General features: G+C 73.7%; 10 protein-coding genes. All 10 read left to right on the forward strand.

The window, feature by feature from the left end; genetic code table 11:
- Window positions 1-161: 161 nt before the first annotated feature.
- The 10 genes from ACFXGN_RS27050 (at window position 162) to fabF (ending at window position 16,766) form a co-directional block, all read left to right on the forward strand.
- Window positions 162-596 (forward strand): hypothetical protein, encoded by a 435-nt coding sequence (locus ACFXGN_RS27050; RefSeq protein WP_384864158.1) that lies wholly within the window; start codon window positions 162-164, stop codon window positions 594-596.
- Between the two features lie 82 nt (window positions 597-678).
- Window positions 679-2,241 (forward strand): hypothetical protein, encoded by a 1,563-nt coding sequence (locus ACFXGN_RS27055; protein WP_384864160.1) that lies wholly within the window; start codon window positions 679-681, stop codon window positions 2,239-2,241.
- A gap of 87 nt (window positions 2,242-2,328) precedes the next feature.
- Complete coding sequence (locus tag ACFXGN_RS27060) at window positions 2,329-5,757, forward strand: right-handed parallel beta-helix repeat-containing protein (protein WP_384864162.1); 3,429 nt, start codon at window positions 2,329-2,331, stop codon at window positions 5,755-5,757.
- Entirely contained in the window at window positions 5,754-7,070 is a 1,317-nt protein-coding gene (locus ACFXGN_RS27065; RefSeq protein ID WP_384864164.1) for a S8 family serine peptidase, read from the forward strand. The genes ACFXGN_RS27060 and ACFXGN_RS27065 overlap by 4 nt, the downstream gene beginning before the upstream one ends.
- A gap of 320 nt (window positions 7,071-7,390) precedes the next feature.
- Window positions 7,391-7,987, forward strand: coding sequence for a sigma-70 family RNA polymerase sigma factor (locus tag ACFXGN_RS27070; RefSeq protein WP_384864166.1), 597 nt, complete (start codon window positions 7,391-7,393; stop codon window positions 7,985-7,987).
- 76 nt (window positions 7,988-8,063) lie between these two features.
- Window positions 8,064-9,389 (forward strand): MinD/ParA family protein, encoded by a 1,326-nt coding sequence (locus ACFXGN_RS27075; protein WP_384864168.1) that lies wholly within the window; start codon window positions 8,064-8,066, stop codon window positions 9,387-9,389.
- Window positions 9,390-9,440: 51 nt separating this feature from the next.
- The gene (locus ACFXGN_RS27080) at window positions 9,441-9,977 is read left to right on the forward strand and encodes a hypothetical protein (protein ID WP_384864170.1); all 537 of its coding nucleotides are present in this window, start codon (window positions 9,441-9,443) and stop codon (window positions 9,975-9,977) included.
- Between the two features lie 1,223 nt (window positions 9,978-11,200).
- Window positions 11,201-13,798 carry an aldehyde dehydrogenase family protein gene (locus ACFXGN_RS27085; RefSeq protein ID WP_384864172.1) on the forward strand — a complete coding sequence of 866 codons (2,598 nt, stop codon included), beginning with the start codon at window positions 11,201-11,203 and terminating at the stop codon, window positions 13,796-13,798.
- Window positions 13,795-15,492: a thiamine pyrophosphate-binding protein gene (locus ACFXGN_RS27090; RefSeq protein ID WP_384864174.1), complete on the forward strand. Its 1,698-nt coding sequence runs from the start codon at window positions 13,795-13,797 to the stop codon at window positions 15,490-15,492. Before ACFXGN_RS27085 ends, ACFXGN_RS27090 begins: the two co-directional genes overlap by 4 nt.
- Window positions 15,489-16,766: a beta-ketoacyl-ACP synthase II gene (fabF, locus tag ACFXGN_RS27095; RefSeq protein WP_384864176.1), complete on the forward strand. Its 1,278-nt coding sequence runs from the start codon at window positions 15,489-15,491 to the stop codon at window positions 16,764-16,766. The genes ACFXGN_RS27090 and fabF overlap by 4 nt, the downstream gene beginning before the upstream one ends.
- The last annotated feature ends 7 nt before the right edge of the window (window positions 16,767-16,773 follow it).

Raw genomic sequence — 16,773 nt, forward strand, 5'->3', positions numbered from 1 at the left:
TCGCCGTTCCGGTCGTTCCGGCCGTTCCGGTCGCTGTTCCGGTCGCTGTTCCGGGGAACCCGTGACGGCGGTGAACCGTGCCCGGCGGCCGTACGTTCTCCCGGGAGCGTACGGCCGCCGGGCCGCCCCGGCCCGCCCCGAATCCAGGACAGGAACCCGTCATGACCGACCCCGAGCCCCAGCCGGAGTTCCGGCTCGCCTCCGTCTTCGACCACGCGGACCCGGTGACGGGCCCCGGGTTCGCCGCGGACCACCCGGTGGTCGAGAACCCCGAACTGCACACCCTGCTGCTGAAGCGGCTGTCCGCCGGAACGCCCGTGCTCGCGACGCCGGTGCTGATGGACGACGTGCTGGACCCCTCCCGGGTCGCCGAGGTGCCGCTCACCTTCCGTACGGACGGGCGGTGGGTGTGGACGGACACCGTCACGTACTACCTGGAGCACTACGCGCTCGCCCCCGATCCCGAGCTGCTGGCGCACCTGAGCGACCCCTCCTACCCGGCCCCCGGCCCCCTCGGGCAGGACGTCGTCGAGCGGGCCGCCGCCTTCGTCCTGACCCCGGCGCCGGAGGGGACGGAGATCCATCCGCTGGGCTGACCGGGGCGGGTGAACCACGGGGCGCCGCCGGTCCGTTCGTACGTGCGCGGAGGGTTCGCGACGAGCGAGGGGACCGAGGGGAATGACGGTGGACGACAACGAGGTGCGGGCCGGGAACGCGACCGGGCAGGCAGCGGCGGCCATCAGCCTGCCCGCGGTCGCCTGGCAGCAGGCGGGCGAGGAGCCGGACGGGAAGCCGGAGGGCGCGCCCGAGGAGAAGCCCGGCGGGGAGTCCGGGGGCGAGCCGGTCGAAGGGGCCGTGGCGCCGGAGCCGGTCGCGGAGGCCGCCGCCGGGCCTGAGTCCTCGGCCGCGCCCTCGGTCGTGCCCTCCGGCGCCGCCCCTGCCGTGCCTTCCGCCGACGGCGGGACCGGAGCCGGTGCCGAAGCCGGAGCTGAAGCCGGGACCGAAGCCGGTGTCGGTGCCGAAGCAGGTGCCGGAGCCGTGCGCATCGCCGGGGCCGACACCGGGTCCGGCGCCGACGGCGGGGACGCGTCGGAGGAGGCCGCCCCCGGGGGCGGGACCCAGGCTGCGTCCGACGCGGACGGCCTCGCGGCGGAGGCCGTCGCGGCGCCCGGGGTCCGGGCCGAGTCCCGGCCCGGACGGCGGCTCTCGAAGCCGATGATCGCCGCGGCGGCCACCTCGGGCGTGGTCCTGATGGGCGTGCCGCTGCTGCTCTCGCAGCTCGGCGGCGGCGGTTCCGGGCCGGGTCCCCTGCCGCCGCGCCCCACCGGGTACAACCAGGCGGACGGCGGTCCCGGCGGCTTCGTGCCGAGGGCCGACGCGCCCGAGAAGGGGTCCTCGCTGCCCGGCGCCGCCGCGCCGGGGGCCACGCCCCGCTCGGGCAACAGCACCACGGTCGCCGGGAAGGGCCCGCTGTCCACGGGCGTCACCGGCATCGGCGTCGGCCTGGGCGCGGGTGCCCCCGCCGGTCCGACGCCCACCTCCTCCCAGGCCCCGGCGGCCGACCGGGACTCCGGCGGCGGCCCCGGGAAGGCTCCGGCCCCGACCTCCCCCGCCAAGGGCGGCCCCACGCCCACCAAGGCCCCCGCCAAGCCCCGGGAGACCGCGGGCGTCCCGCAGAAGCCCGCCACCCAGGCGCCCCCGCCCCCTCCGGCGAAGAAGCAGTACTCCGCCGTGGCGGGGCCGAACTGCGCCGGTACCGGCGCGAGTTTCACGTCCAGCGGCTGGTACACGGACGGCAAGGAGGGCTGGCAGAAGTACGGCTCCGGCGGCTACTCGGGCGGCGGCTGCAACGGCGGCTTCCTCTCGCTGCCGATGTCCGGGAAGTCGGGTTCGGACGCCGGGAACGCGCTGCGCTGGACCTTCCGCACCGGCTCCTTCACCTCCGGGACCTGCCAGGTCTCGGTCCACATCCCCAACAACAGCGACATCAAGGCGGTCGGCGGCAAGCCGTCGTACTACACGGTGCACGCGGGTGCCACGGGGAACGACCCGATCCTGCGGTCCTTCCGCCTCGACCAGCCGTCCCTGCGGGGCCAGTGGGTGAGCGCGGGCAGCGTCCGCCTCACCGGCGGCGTACTGACGGTGAAGCTCCACGACCGGGGGATCGACTGGTCCGGGGCGGGGAAGACCTACGCCCATCACGCGGGCGACGCCGCCCGCGTCCAGTGCACCTCTGCCTGACGGGGCGGCCGGTCGCACCGGCCCGCTCCTGAGGCCCCCGCACCTGAGGCTCCTCTCCGAGGGCCACCACGAAGGGAACATCCACGCATGTCGCGCCATGTGCTGACCGTGAGCGCCGAGGCGCAGAGCGACCGCCCGCCCGCGGGCGGCCCCTACCGCACGATCGGGGCGGCCCTGGAGGCCGCGCGCAGCGGTGCGGTGATCTCGGTGCGTCCGGGCCGGTACGAGGAGAACCTGGTCATCACCAAGATGGTGACGATCACCGCCGAGGACCCGCACGGGACCGTGCGGATCGTGCCGCCCCGGGGGACGGTGGTGCAGGTGGTGGCCGAGGCGGTGCAGCTGACGGGGCTGGTGCTCCAGGGGCAGGACGACGAACTGCCCGCCGTGGACGTGCCGCGCGGGCAGGCGGCGCTCCAGGACTGCGAGGTGGTGGGCAACGCCTGGACGGCCGTGCTCACCCGGCAGCAGGGTTCGCTGGCGATGCGGGGCTGCCGGGTGACCAACCCCGGTGGCGCGGGGATCGTGGAGACGTCCACCGGCACCAGTGTGATCGACGGCTGTGTCGTGGAGCATCTGGGCACCTCGGCGGTGGTCATCGGCGAGCGGGCCAACCCGACGTTCCGCAACTGCGTGTTCCGCGACGCCCGGGGCAACGGGGTGTGCGCCAACGGCGAGGCCCGGGGGCTCATCGAGGACTGCGAGATCTCGGCCACCGACAAGCCCGCCGTCGCCCTGGAGCAGAACAGCGCCACCCGGGTGGTGCGGACCTCGGTGCGGGACTGCCTGCTGGGCGTGTACATCAGCTCGAAGGAGCGGGTGGTCCTGGAGGACTGCTCGGTGTCCGCGACGAAGGTGCACGGCATCGCGCTCGCGGAGGGCACCGACCCGGTGCTGAGCCGCTGCCGGGTCTCCCGGACGAAGGGCAACGGCATCCATGTGACGGGGCGTTCACGCGGCGCGTTCGAGGAGTGCGAGGTCACCGCCGCCGAGGGCACCGGCATCTGGGTGGAGGAGTCCTCGGGTCCCTCGTTCAAACGGTGCTCGGTGCGGGACTCCAGGGAGGCCGGGGTCCAGCTCACCGGGGACAGCGCGCCGGACTTCGACCGGCTGGAGGTGCGCGGCGGCGCGGGGGCGGGGGTGCGCGTGCTGGAGGGCGCGAACCCGATGCTGCGGCGGCTGAACGTGTCGGACGTGGCCGGGGCCGGGGTGGAGGTGACCCGGGGCGGGCGGGGCCGCGTGGAGGGTTCGGAGATCTCCGGCACCGGGCAGGCGGGGGTGCGGATCGCCGACGGCGGGGACGCGTACGTCGGCACCACCACGGTCCGGGAGACCGGCGCGGCCGGGGTGTCGGTCGGCGGGGGCGGGGTGGCCACGCTGCGGGACTGCGAGGTCTCCGGCTCGCCGCAGGAGGGGGTGCTCGTCGAGGACGGCGGAGAGCTGACCGCGGCCCGCACCCGGGCGCGGTCCTGCCGACGGTACGGCTTCCGGGTCGCCGGGGGCGGGCGGGCCACGCTGAACCGGTGCGAGGCGGTGGACAACACCGGCGACGGCATCCGGGTCGACTCCACGGAGGCGGTACGGGTGCACGACTGCGCGGTCTCCGGGAACGGGGGCTCGGGGCTGCGCCAGCTGAAGCCGTCGGCGCGGCTCGCGGTGGAGAACCTGACGAGCGCGGAGAACGACCTGCCGGACTCGTACGGGGAGATGACGGCGGCGTCCGGCGGGCCGGGGGCGGCGGCGGACGGACCGCGCGGGGAGGAGGGCCGGGAGGGCTCGGCGGACGGTTCCTCCGGCGGGGGCGCGGAGGCGGGCGGGTCCGCCGCGTCGCGCAGGCCGGACGGGCCGCTGGAGTCGCTGAACGCGCTGGTCGGCCTGGACGGGGTGAAGGAGCAGGTCGCCACCCTGGTCAATCTGAACAAGCTGGCCAGGCGCCGGGAGCTGGCGGGGATGCCCGCGCTGCCGATGAGCCGTCATCTGATCTTCGCGGGGCCGCCCGGCACCGGCAAGACGACGGTGGCCCGGCTGTACGGCTCGATCCTCGCGGAGCTGGACGTGCTGCCGTCGGGTCACCTCGTGGAGGTGGCGCGGGCGGACCTGGTGGCGTCGATCATCGGCGGGACGGCGATCAAGACGACCGAGGTGTTCCAGCAGGCTCTGGGCGGTGTGCTGTTCATCGACGAGGCGTACACGCTGTCGCAGGGGACCGGCGGCAGCGGGCCGGACTTCGGCCGGGAGGCCATCGACACGCTGGTGAAGCTGATGGAGGACCACCGTGACGAGGTCGTGGTCATCGTGGCGGGGTACTCGGAGGAGATGCGGGGCTTCCTGGACTCCAACCCGGGGCTGGCGTCCCGGTTCAGCCGCACGGTGGAGTTCGAGAACTACGGTGACGACGAGCTGACCACCATCGTGACGATGTCCGCCGCCTCGCACGGCTACCAGCTCGCCGACGGCACCCGCGAGGCGCTGACGCTGCACTTCGAGACCATGGCGAAGGGCGCCGACTTCGGCAACGGCCGGGCCGCGCGCAAGGTCTTCGAGGAGATGGTGGACCGGCAGGCGTCCCGGCTCGCCGCGCTGCCGGAGATCGGCAACACCGATCTGGCGCTGCTCAAGCCGGAGGACGTGGGGGCGACGGCCGCCGCCGCGCTCGCGGCTGCGGCGTCCGGGCAGCCGGTGGAGCGCAGGACGGAACTCCTCGAAGAACTGCGGGCGATGATCGGCCTGCCCGCCGCCAAGGAGCAGGTCGAGGACCTGGTCAATCTGATCAAGCAGGTCAACCGGCGCAAGGAGGCCGGGCTCCCGACGGCCACGATCAGCCACCACGTGGTGTTCTCCGGCCCGCCCGGCACCGGCAAGACGACGGTGGCCCGGCTGTACGGGCAGTTGCTCGCCGAGCTGGGTGTGCTGCCCGGCGGCCAGCTGGTGGAGACGGCGCGGGCCGATCTGGTGGGCCGGTTCGTGGGTCACACCGCGCAGTTGACGAAGGACGCCTTCGACCGGGCGCGCGGCGGTGTGCTGTTCATCGACGAGGCGTACACGCTGACGCCGCGCGGCGGTACGGGCAACGACTTCGGGCAGGAGGCGGTGGACACCCTCATGAAGCTGATGGAGGACCACCGTGACGAGGTCGTGGTGATCGTCGCCGGGTACGCCGACGAGATGCGGGGCTTCCTGGACTCCAACCCGGGCCTGGCCTCGCGCTTCTCCCGCTCCGTCGTCTTCGAGCACTACACCGACGAGGAACTGGTGCGGATCGTCGGGGCGTTGTCCGACAAGTCCGGTTACGTGTGTCCGCCGGAGACCCTGGCGGCGCTGGCCGAGCTGTTCGCTGCGGTGCCGCGTGACCGGAACTTCGGCAACGGCCGCTTCGCCCGCCAGGTCCTGGAGACGATGATCACCCGGCAGGCCGGCCGTCTCAGCAAGCTCGACGACGTCGAGGACATGGCCGAGCTGAGCCTGCTGCTGCCGCAGGACGTGCCCTGGGACCGGGTGCCGGACGGTGTCGCGTGAGCCGGGGCGCGCGGGGCGGGGCGGCGGTCCTCGTGACGGGGCTGCTGTGCGGGACGCTGACGCTGCTGCCGGGGAGCGCGGCGGCCGTGCCCGGCCAGGACGGCGGGACCGGCTCCCCCGCGACCGCGGTCCGGGCCGGGGCGGCGACCGGGGCGGCGGGTACCGATCCCGCCTCGCTGCCCGCCGTCACGCAGCGGCTCTCCGGCGACACCTGCCGCAAGGCCTCGGACCGCAAGGTCACCGGACTGCCCTGGCCCCAGGCCCTGTTGCGCCCCGAGACGGTCTGGCCGCTGTCCGAGGGAGCCGGGGTGACGGTGGCCGTGGTGGGTTCGGGCGTGGACGACGCCTCCGGGCTGCTGGGCGACCGGCTGAAGCGGACGCCGCGCCTGTTCGACGCCGGTCCGGCCGCGGACTGCGCCGGACACGGCACCTTCACGGCCGGTCTGATCGCGGCGGCCCGTACCCCGGAGGCGGGTTTCGCGGGGATCGCGCCCCGGGCGCGGATTCTGGACGTCCCGGTCACCGACCGGCGGGGGAACACCACTCCCGAGCTGCTCGCCCGGGGCATCCGGGCGGCGGTCCGCGGCGGCGCCCGGGTGATCGCCGTGGTGGCGGTGACGGGTTCGGACAGTCCGGCGCTGAGGAGCGCCGTGCGGGACGCGGTCGCCGGGGGCGCGGTCGTGATCGCCCCGGTCGCCCCGGACGGGGCGAAGGACGTGGCGTATCCGGCGGCCCACCCGCAGGTGGTGTCGGTGGCGGCGACCGGCCCGGCCGGGGGGCCTGCCGGGCAGACTCCCGAGGGCCGGGTGGACCTGACGGCGCCGGGAGAGGCGGTGACGGGCCCCGGGCCGGGCGGCCGGGGCAGTTTCACGGCCTCCGGGCCGAGTTACGCGACCGCGCTGGTGGCCGGGACGGCGGCCCTCGTCCTGGAGCGCCGTCCCGAGCTGAGCCCCCGGGAGCTGGTCCACCGGCTCCGTTCGACCACGTCGGGGCCGGGCGGACCGGTGCCGGATCCGGTGCGGGGGTACGGCTCCGTCGATCCGATCGCCGCCGTCACGGCGGTGCTCCCCGAGGAGCGGCGCGGCGCGGGGGCTCCGGGCGGGCGGGCGGTGGCGCCGGGGGTGGCGATGCCGCCCGCGCCGGGGGCGTCCGCCGCCGGGGCCGCCTGGTGGGTGGCGGCCGGTTCCCTGGCGGTGCTGGCGGGGGTGGCGGGGGCCGCCGCCGTGGTGCCGCGGGGCCGTCGGCGCCGATGGCGACCGGACCACTACCGCGCCCCGGAGGCACCCAGGAGGAGCGACCCGGATCTGATCTGAAGGGGTGACGGCGTGGTGGAGAACGGCGTGGTGGAGAACGGTCGCCGTTCAAGCCCGTGGACGTCTCCGCCCACACCGTCCCAGCCCGTAACACCCCACCCATACAGGCGAAATACCCCGAGTCGATCTTTCCGCAACGACTTTTAGCCACTCGTTACCGGACGGGCCGCGATCACACCCCGGCATTAGCAAAACATTAGTCAAGGTTGCCAGAGTCGTCCTCGACCAGTCCGATGCGCCCCGAGCCTTCGGTCGATCGATGCCGCCCGTCCGCCACCCCCGGCGTCGTCGACGTGCGGCGCGGGGAAGGAACAACCGGGATGGGAACGCACGACCACGGTGCTGACGGCACGGTCGGCGACGGGGCGGGACCGGGCGTCCGCGCGGCGGCGGGACCCCGCCCCACCATGGACCGCGACACCCTGGCGGAGCTCCACCGTCTGCACGCCTCCGCCCTGTTCCGCGCCCTGCTCCGGCTGACCAGCGGGGACCGTGGAAGGGCCGAGGACATGCTCCAGGAGACGTTCCTGCGCGCCTGGCAGAACCCGCAGGCGCTGACCCGGGGCCCGGAGCACGGCCGCCCCTGGCTCTTCACCGTCGCCCGCCGGATCGCCATCGACCACTTCCGTGCGCAGTCCGCCCGGCCGAAGGAGCTGGGGGACGAGACGCCGGAGGACCGCGCGGCCCCGGACGACCCGTACGAGCAGGTCGTGATCGCGCACGCCGTCGACGACGCGCTCGCCGAACTGCCCGGGCACCACCGCGAGGTGCTGGTGGAACTGCACCTCAACGACCGCTCGACGGTGGGCGCGGCCGAGGTGCTCGGGATTCCGCCGGGCACGGTCAAGTCCCGCAACTTCTACGCGGTACGGGCGCTGCGTCCGGTCCTGGAGCGGCACGGTCTCGCCCCGGAGTGAACGCGGGGCGCGTGCCGTCTGAACCGGTCGCGCCCGTCCGGCCGTTCCTCCGGGTGACCGACGAGAGGGGGCCGCGGTGGTCACCGTCGTAGCCAGGAACGACCTGGACGCGCCCGAGCACTGGACGGACGCGCCCGACTACAGCCCCGAGCACTGGCGCACCGGGCGGAGCGAAGTCCCGCCGGAGACACCGGGCGTGGTGCCCGTCGAGACACCGGCGGAGACCCCGGGCGGGGCGCCGCCCGAACCGGCCGCCGAAGCCGTACCGGCGGAGCCCGCGCCGGTGGAGCCCTCGGCCACCGGACCGGCACCGACCCCAGCACCGGCATCCGCGCCGAATCCGGCTCCGGCATCGGCATCGGCATCGGCATCGGCATCGGCGGAGCCCGTATCCGTCGATCCCGTACCGGCGGAGCCCGTATCGGCGGTGGCTCCGGAGCCGGAGCACCCGTCGGAGACCGGGGCGGGAAGCGAGACGGGGGCCGAGGTCGCGGTGCGGGAAGCGGTCCCGCTCGTTTCCGTCCCGCTCGTGTCGGTCCCGGCCCGCGCGGCGGAGCCCGTGGCGCGGGCACGGCGTGCTCCTCGTCCGCTCTTCCGGATCGGGCGGCGCGGGCCGGGCGGTGTCCCCGACGCCCTCCGGGTCCCGCTGCTGCGCAGTCACCGGATCGCGGTGATCGGCCTGAGCGGCGGGGCCGGGAAGACGACCACCGCCCTGGCCCTCGGCGCGGTGCTGGCCCGGGAGCGGGCCGACCGGGTCGTCGCCGTGGACGCGAGCCCCGACTCGGGCGCCCTGGGCCGCCGGGTGCGGCGGCAGTCGGACGCCACCGTGCGCGATCTGGTGGCCGCGCTCCCCCGGCTGCGCACCTACATGGACATCCGGGCGTTCACCTCGCAGACCCCCAGCGGTCTGGAGGTCGTGGTGCACGACCCGGACCCGGCGGACCTCCGGACGTTCGGCGAGCGGGACTACCGGCAGGTCGTCGATCTGCTCAGCGGCCAGTACCCGATCGTCGTCACCGACTCCGGGACCGGAATGCCGCACGCGTTCCTGCGCGCGGTCCTGGAGCTGTCGGACCAACTGGTCGTGGCGGCCACGCCGGGCGTGGACGGGATGAGCGGTGCCGGTCTGGTCTTCGACCGGCTGACCGCCCTCGGCCACGAGGAGAAGGCGCGCCAGGCGGTGACGGTCGTCTCCGCCGGACGGTCGTCCTCGGGGCGGCCGGTCCGGATGGACGAGGCCGTGGCGCACTTCCAGCAGCGCTGCCGGGCCGTGGTGACCGTCCCGTACGACCCCCAGCTGGCCAGGGGCGGCGAGGTCGACCCGGAGTCGATGCGGGGCCGGACCCGGGCCGCGTACTACGAACTGGCGGCGCTCGTCGCCGGGAACTTCCCCCGCGGCTGACGCCGCCCCTTCCTCCCCCCTCACCGTCCCCGAAAGCACTGGAGAGCACCCATGGCCTGGTACGAGGGCCCCTGCCGGATCACCGTCACCGGTCTCGACGCCGACTGGCCGCAGCGCGCGGTGGTCACCGTGTCCGGCGCGCGCGGGGCGCGGATCGAGGTCCCCGGCGAGGTGGGGACGGTCCGGGAGGTGGACGCGCCGAGCTGGCACCTGGAGGTGGAGCACCTGCACGAGGGCCGGTGGCGGCCCAACATCCGGGCGGTCAGGAGCCGCTGGGAGACCGTGGGTGGTGTCTCCACCCAGACGATCACCAGCAAGGACGTGGACTGGCCCGGGGGCAATCGGCACGAGCGCAATCTGGTGCTGCGGCTGGAGCGGATCGGCGAGGAGGCCGAGCGTCCGCGCGAGACGGTCCGGGAGGCGCCGGCGCGGGCGGTCACGCAGTCGTCCGCCGACACCCCCGCCCGTCGTGCGTCCGCCGGTCCCGCCTCCGTCCCCACCCGGTCCTCCTCGGGCGGTTCCGTCTTCGGTTCCCCGCCCACGACCTCCGGGGGCGCGACCTCGACGAGCAGCAGCAGCCCCTGGTAGGACCCGGGCGGTCCGCCCGGCCGGTGCCGGATCCGCGCGGGGCATCTGCCGGGGCGGGCGTCGCGCGCGGTCCTCGGCGTCCGCGCCGCCGGGCGGCGGCCGGTGTCCTCGCCGCGGAGCTGGATCGCCGCGCCATCGGCAGAGGCTGTGACGGCGAAGGGTGCGTCGTCCTCGCCGCTCGGTCCGTGGCCGCCGGGTACGGCAGCCGCCGCGCCCCGGTCACGGGCCCGGTCGGGGTACGGGCGCGAGGGGTGGGGCCCGGGGTGCCGGGTGCGGGGGCGAGCGGGCCGAGGGAGTGACCCGCGCCCGTGGGGCCCGTGCCCGTACTCCTGCCGTCCTCTACTCCTGCCGTCCCCGCTCCTACCGTCCCGTGCTCCTGCCGTCCGCGCTCCGCACCCGAGCGGCTCCGCTCGGCGTCTCAGCGGACCGGGCGGGCGACCGTCCCGGGCACCGGCGGCTTCCCCTCGGCCGGGAATCCGATCCGGCCGGAAAGGCTCGATGGGTTCACGGGACTCTCGAACGAAACGGCGAACCGGGTCGCTTCGGCCCCGCCTCGCGGGATATTTCGATCCACGTTCCTTTCCCATTCACCCGCCTCGCCCTTTTCGATTCCTCCGAGATCCACAGCTGATGGATTTCCTCTTCGCTGACCTGAGCGAATCGCTCCGATGCCCGCTTTCTCCGTATCAAACCCCGGTGGCATCAATTCGCCATGAGCATGGGTGAGCAGTCCTTCTCCTTCCGAGGCCGGATCCGATTCGGGTCGACAGGTCTGCGCGGGGCCGGCACCCCATGGCCCTCCCCTGCCACCGGACGAACACATGGCTCCCGAACAGGCGAATGAACATATCTCTCCGCCCGCTCCGCGCAACCGTATCCGTACCGGGCCGATGAGCATTCGCCTGCACTCCGGCACCAGCCGCCTCATGGATCGACCGATCAGAATCGGCCACCCCCGGCATATCCCATCCTTCACTGCGCGCCCACTCATCCCCCGTGTTCCATAAGGCGTTCTTGCCGTACTCGACACTGTTCTAGAGGTATGGGAAAGTCATTTCTGGACGCGTCTCGTTGAACAACGGCAGACGTTGTCACTGGGTTTTGGGTCTGCGGACACACGCATCCGAGAATCTGGGCGAACCCTTTACCTTAAGGAGCACGAGTTGCTCGTTTCCAGGCGTTTGATCTCTCCCGACGGGCACATCTGGGAGACAGATGAAATCATGGCCCGTGTATTCGGTGCCATCGAAATCTTCGCACGCCGCGGCATCGAGCCCGGTTCGCGGGTGATGATGAGCGGGGCGAATTCTCCGGAATGGGTCGTCGCTCTGCTCGCCCTCGTCCACCTCGACGCCTCGGTGGTCCTGACCGATCACCGGGCCGCCCCGGCACAGCGCTCGCGGATTCGCTCCCAGGCGCGCGTGGTCTTCGAGATCGGTGACGCTGCGGACGGCGACGCGACACCACGCGCCGCCTGGAACACGGCAGCCGTGCCCGATGTCACGAGGTGGGCGCGGCGCCAGGACGCGGCGATCTCCTGGTCGTCGGGCACGACGGGGAAGCCCAAGGGCATCGTCCGCTCGGGCCGTTCGATCCTGGACAACCTGGCGCTCAGCGCGGAACGCATGGGGTACCGGCCCGACGACGTCTTCCTGCCCGTCCTGCCGTACTCCCATCAGTACGGTCTGTCGCTGGTCCTCTGCTGGTGGCTGGGCGGTGGCACGCTCGTGGTCTACGGGCCCGCGACGCGCCTGGACCGCGCGCTGGAGATCGGTGTCGACCACGGTCTCTCCGTCGTCGACGGGGCCCCGCCGACCTACTACAGCCTCCTGAACCTGCTCGACCGCCGTCCCGCCCTCGCCGACGCGGTGGAGAGCGTACGGGCCTGGTGCGTGGGCGGCGCACCGCTGGGGCGCAGCCTGCGCGACCGGTTCCACGCCCGTACCGGCCGGCATCTGCTCGACGGCTACGGAGCCACCGAGGTGGGGAACATCGCGCTGGCGCCCCCCGCCGATCCCGTCGGGTGCGGCACGCCGCTGCCCGGTGTGGTCGTCGAGGTCCACGACGAGCACGGGAGGCCGCTTCCCCCCGGTCGGCTGGGCGAACTCGTCGTACGCGGAGACGGCCTGATGACCGGCCGGCTCTCGGACGACGGTGAGATCGTTCCGGTGACGAGTCCCGTGCACCGCACCGGCGACATCGGTCTGCTCGACGACGCCGGACGGGTCTACCCGGTCGGGCGGAAGCGTGCCGTGCACCGGGACGGCCACACCCTCTACCCCGACCACCTCGCCGAGCGGGCCGAGTCGACCGGTGCGCGGACGGAGGTCGTCGCCGTCCCCGACGCGCGGGTCGGGTCTCGTCTCGTGTTCGTGATCGCGGACCCGGACGGGCACGAGCCCGGCCACTGGAAGCGGCTGCTGCGCCCCGTGCTGGCCCGCTACGAGCAGCCCGATCACATCGTCGTGGTTCCCGAACTGCCGCACACGAACACGGGAAAGCCGCACCAGGCCCTGTTGGAGAAGATCGCCATGACCTCGCTGTCCGCGTCGCGCAAGACGACCACCGATGTCACCACGTCCGGCCCGACCGTCGGCGCCACCGGCTACCACCCCCTCTTCGCCGAACGGGTCGAGGCCCTGCGCGCCGTACGGCGGTACGTGGCGGACCACGAGGAGGCGGTGCTGGGCATTCTCACCGAGATCTCGCCCCATCGCACCGCCAGTGCCGAGATCCATTCGTTCCTCGCCACCCTCGACGGGGCGGAGGAGGAGATCCGCCGCGCCCGGCCCGGATTCGTTCCCCGGACGGCGGTCTTCATGCCCTCCAACATTCCGCTCTATTCCTACGCGCTGTACATCCTCGTGGCGTCTCTCTACAGCGACGTAATCACCTTCCGGCCGTCCTCCGAGATCAAGAGCCAGATCCAGCGCTTGCACGAGCTGCTGGCACCGGTTCACGGATTACCCGTCACACTCTCCGAACTGAGCCAGCGAAAGTTCGTGACGGGTCCCGTACGCGAGGCGGATCTCATCGTCTTCACCGGAAACTATGTCAATGCCGAGACCGTCCGCGAAGGACTGGCGGACGATCAGCTCTTCCTCTTCTTCGGTCACGGTATCAATCCCTTCGTGCTGGCGCCCGACGCCGACCTCACCCGCGCGGTGCACGATGTCATGCGCATCCGGCTCTACAATTCTGGCCAGGACTGCTTCGGTCCCGACGTGGTGTACGTGCCGAAGGGCCGCACCGAGGAATTCGTCGACCTCCTGTCCGCCGAACTCGCCTCCCTGCGCTTCGGGCAGAACGGCGACCCTGTCGCCGATTACGGTCCGATCTTCTACGACTCCGCTCTGGTGAACTGCTCGGACTATCTGGTGCGCCACGCGCGCCACATCCGGCACGGCGGGCGGATCGACCTGCCGTCCCGCAGCGTCGAACCGACCGTGCTGCTCTGGGGCTTCGACGAGAAGATCCCCCTCCAGGAGATGTTCGCCCCGGTGTTCAACGTCGTGGCCTACCCCAGTGCCCGGCTGCTGCGCGAGCGGCTGTCCAGCCCCTACTTCAACGAACGCGCGCTGGGAGCGATGGTGTACGGGAACGACCCGGAGACCGTGAACGTCCTGTCCAAGCGTCACCGGACCTGCGTCAACCACACACTGCTCGACGCCGAGGACGGCAACCGCCCGTTCGGCGGGTTCGGGCTGAGAGCCAACTACCTCTCCTACGGCGGCGAGCGCCGCGCCGAGCCGCTGCTCATGTCCCTGGCCGTGGCCCAGAACCTCCCGACGGCCGCCCCTGACACGGAGGACGAGACGTGACGCGGACGACGAAGCGGTACGCCGACGCGTGGAGCGCCGTCGTCGACCTGCTGGTGGCGAACGGGGTGGACACCTGCTTCGGGCTGCCGGGCGACGATCTGGAGCTGCTGCGCGCCCTCGACTCCGCCGGGCTGGACCTCGTGCCGTGCCGTGACCAGCGGAACGCGATGTACATGGCGACCGGCTACGCGCTGCAGTCGGGGCGGCTCGCCGTCTGCCTCCTGGGCAAGGGTCCGGCCGTCACCCACGCGGCCACGGGGCTGCTGGAGGCGCGGGAGTCCGGCGCGCCCGTACTCGTGCTCGCCGCCGGTGCGCCCGAGCGGCGGCGGGGCAGCGGCGGATTCCAGGAACTCGACCAGGTCGCCGTCACGGCGCCCCTCGTGCGGTGGGCGTACCGGGTCGGACACCCGGACCGGGTCGTCCCCGCGACGGTGACGGCGCTGACCCGAGCCGTCGGACCGCCGTCGGGACCCGTGTACCTGGAGGTGCCCGACGACGTCCGTACGGCCGAGGTACTGGTCACCGAACCCCTGCCGACACCCCCCGAGACGCTGTCCGTCGAGTCCGCGCCCGTACGCCGGGGGCCCGCGCTCGCGGCGATCCGCGCGAGCCGACGGCCGGTGGTGCTGGTGGGCGGCGGGATGCGGCACCGCAACAGCGGGGGCGCGGTAGAGCGCTTCGCCGAGCGGCTGGGCGCGGCCCTCTTCACCACCGCGTCCGGGCGGGGCGCCGTCGATGAGCGCCATCCGCTGTTCTGCGGTGTGGCGGGCCTCTACGCCTCGGCGCCCGCCCGCGAACTGCTGTCGTCCTGCGATCTGGTGGTCTCGCTCGCCGGACGGCTGGAGGAGACGGTCGTCGAGGGCGGCACGCCCTGGCCCCCGGTCACGGTGGTGCAGGTCAACGTGGACGCGGGCGGGCTGTCCTCGGAGTTCTCCGGCCCTCGGGTGCTCGGAGACGCCCGGCACGCCGTCCTCGGCTGGTCGCAGGCGCTGGACGAGGACGGCAGGGCCGGACGCGCGGACGCGCCGGAGGCGTGGGCGGACAGGATCGCCGCCGCCCGCGAGGCCATGTCGCGGCAGGCGGAGGCGGAGCTGGCCCGTGCGGCGGCGCTGCCGGGCATCCGTATCGCGGAGCTGCTGGCCGCGCTCGACGCCACCGCCGCCGAGCCCGGTGTGCTGGTCCAGGAGAACGGGCTGCAGGACATGTGGTCGTACGGCTTCCCCTTCCACGTCGGCGGCGGGTCGATCGTGCCGTCGGAGCAGACCCCCCTGGGTTTCGGGGCGGCGGCGGCCATCGGGGTCAAGCGGGCCGCCCCGGACCACGAGGTCACCGCGTTCATCGGGGACGGCGCGTTCCTCGCCGCGCGCGCGGACATCGCCGTCACCGCCCCGGCCCACGGCGGCGTGCTGTACGTGGTGCTGTGCAACGGCGGCTACGGCTGGCTGGACGCCCAGCGCGCCCGCCTCGGTCTCGACGCCGACCGCTACCCCTTCGTCCGTCCGGAGGCACCGCCGCCCGTGGTGGACGGCCCGGACATCCGCTGCCGTGTGCTGCGCGACAAGGCCACGCTCACCGAGGAGGTGCTCGCCGCGCGGCGGTTCTGCTCCCGGGGAGGCACCGCGGTGCTCATGGTCCCCGTCGCCGCCGACGACGTCCTCCCCGCCCTCCGTGACGCCGTGGTGGTTCCGCAATGACGGACGCGAGCGGGGGAGACGGCGCCGGACGCGCCCGGACGCGCCGCCGGGTGGTGGTCACCGGGTACGGGGCGGTGACGCCGCTCGGCCACAGCGCGGGCGAGACCTGGGCGGCGATGCTGGCCGGACGCAGCGGCATCGACACCGTGGAAGGGATGGACGTGACCGGCCTCGGTGTCCGGATCGGCGGACAGGTCCGGGGCTTCGCACCGGGCGACCACATGCCGCCCGCGGTCAGCCGCCGCGCCGACCCGTACGCGCGGTTCGCCCTGGCGGCGGCGCTGGAGGCCTGCGAGCACGCCCGCCTCGTCGTCGACGCCCGGCTGGCCCCGAGGGTCGCGGTGATCATCGGCAGTGGGTACGGCCCGGTGGGGTCGATCTACCGCGCCGCGAACACGCTCCGCGACAAGGGGCCACGGGCCATCAGCCCCTTCACCCAGGTCACCACGGCCATGGACAGCGCCGCCTGCGAGATCAGTATGCGCCTCGGCGTCCAGGGTCCCAGCCGCGCCCAGAGCACGGCGTGCGCGAGCGGCGCGGACGCGGTGGGCGCGGGGATGCGCATGATCGGCAGCGGGGAGGCCGACGTCGTCCTCGTGGGCGGCGCCGACGCCTGTGTCACCACCGTCGACCTCGCGGGCAGCGGCAACGCCCGTGCGCTGTCCCGGCGCAACGACGATCCGGCCGGGGCGTGCCGACCATTCGACGCGCACCGCGACGGGTTCGTGATGAGCGAGGGGGCCGCCGTGCTGGTCCTGGAGGCCGCCGAGGTGGCCGAGGGGCGGGGGGCGACGGCCCTGGCCGAGCTCGCGGGCTACGGGGCGAGTTCCGACGCCCATCACTGGACCGCCCCGCATCCGGAGGGGCGCGGCGCGTGCCTCGCGGTCGAGGCGGCGCTGCGCGACGCCGGGATCACGGGGGCGGACGTGGACTACGTGAACGCCCACGGCACCGGAACGCTCCTGAACGACACCGTCGAGACGGCCGTCCTGCGCAGGGTGCTGGGTGACCGGGTCACCCGTATCCCCGTCAGCTCCACCAAGTCGATGACCGGGCACATGATCGGGGCCGCCGGAGCGGTCGAGCTGGTGGCCTCGATCCTGACCCTCCGCACGGGTGACGTTCCGCCGACCATCAACTGTGACGAGCCGATCGACCCGGACATCAACTTCGTGCCGCACCGGTCACAGCACCACGAGGGCCTGCGGATCGCGCTCAGCAACTCCTTCGGTTTCGGCGGCCACAACGCCGCTCTCGTGGTCCGAGCGGTGTGAGGTCCCG

The organism is Streptomyces sp. NPDC059247, from assembly GCF_042754005.1.
In the GTDB taxonomy this organism is placed as follows: domain Bacteria; phylum Actinomycetota; class Actinomycetes; order Streptomycetales; family Streptomycetaceae; genus Streptomyces.

Excerpts from the sequence above, each read along its gene's own strand:
- ACFXGN_RS27080 (WP_384864170.1), top strand. The coding sequence starts at position 9,441 with ATGGCCTGGTACGAGGGCCCCTGCCGGATCACCGTCACCGGTCTCGAC.
- fabF (WP_384864176.1), top strand. The coding sequence starts at position 15,489 with ATGACGGACGCGAGCGGGGGAGACGGCGCCGGACGCGCCCGGACGCGC.
- ACFXGN_RS27060 (WP_384864162.1), top strand. The coding sequence starts at position 2,329 with ATGTCGCGCCATGTGCTGACCGTGAGCGCCGAGGCGCAGAGCGACCGC.
- ACFXGN_RS27050 (WP_384864158.1), top strand. The coding sequence starts at position 162 with ATGACCGACCCCGAGCCCCAGCCGGAGTTCCGGCTCGCCTCCGTCTTC.
- ACFXGN_RS27055 (WP_384864160.1), top strand. The coding sequence starts at position 679 with ATGACGGTGGACGACAACGAGGTGCGGGCCGGGAACGCGACCGGGCAG.
- ACFXGN_RS27085 (WP_384864172.1), top strand. The coding sequence starts at position 11,201 with ATGGCCCGTGTATTCGGTGCCATCGAAATCTTCGCACGCCGCGGCATC.
- ACFXGN_RS27070 (WP_384864166.1), top strand. The coding sequence starts at position 7,391 with ATGGGAACGCACGACCACGGTGCTGACGGCACGGTCGGCGACGGGGCG.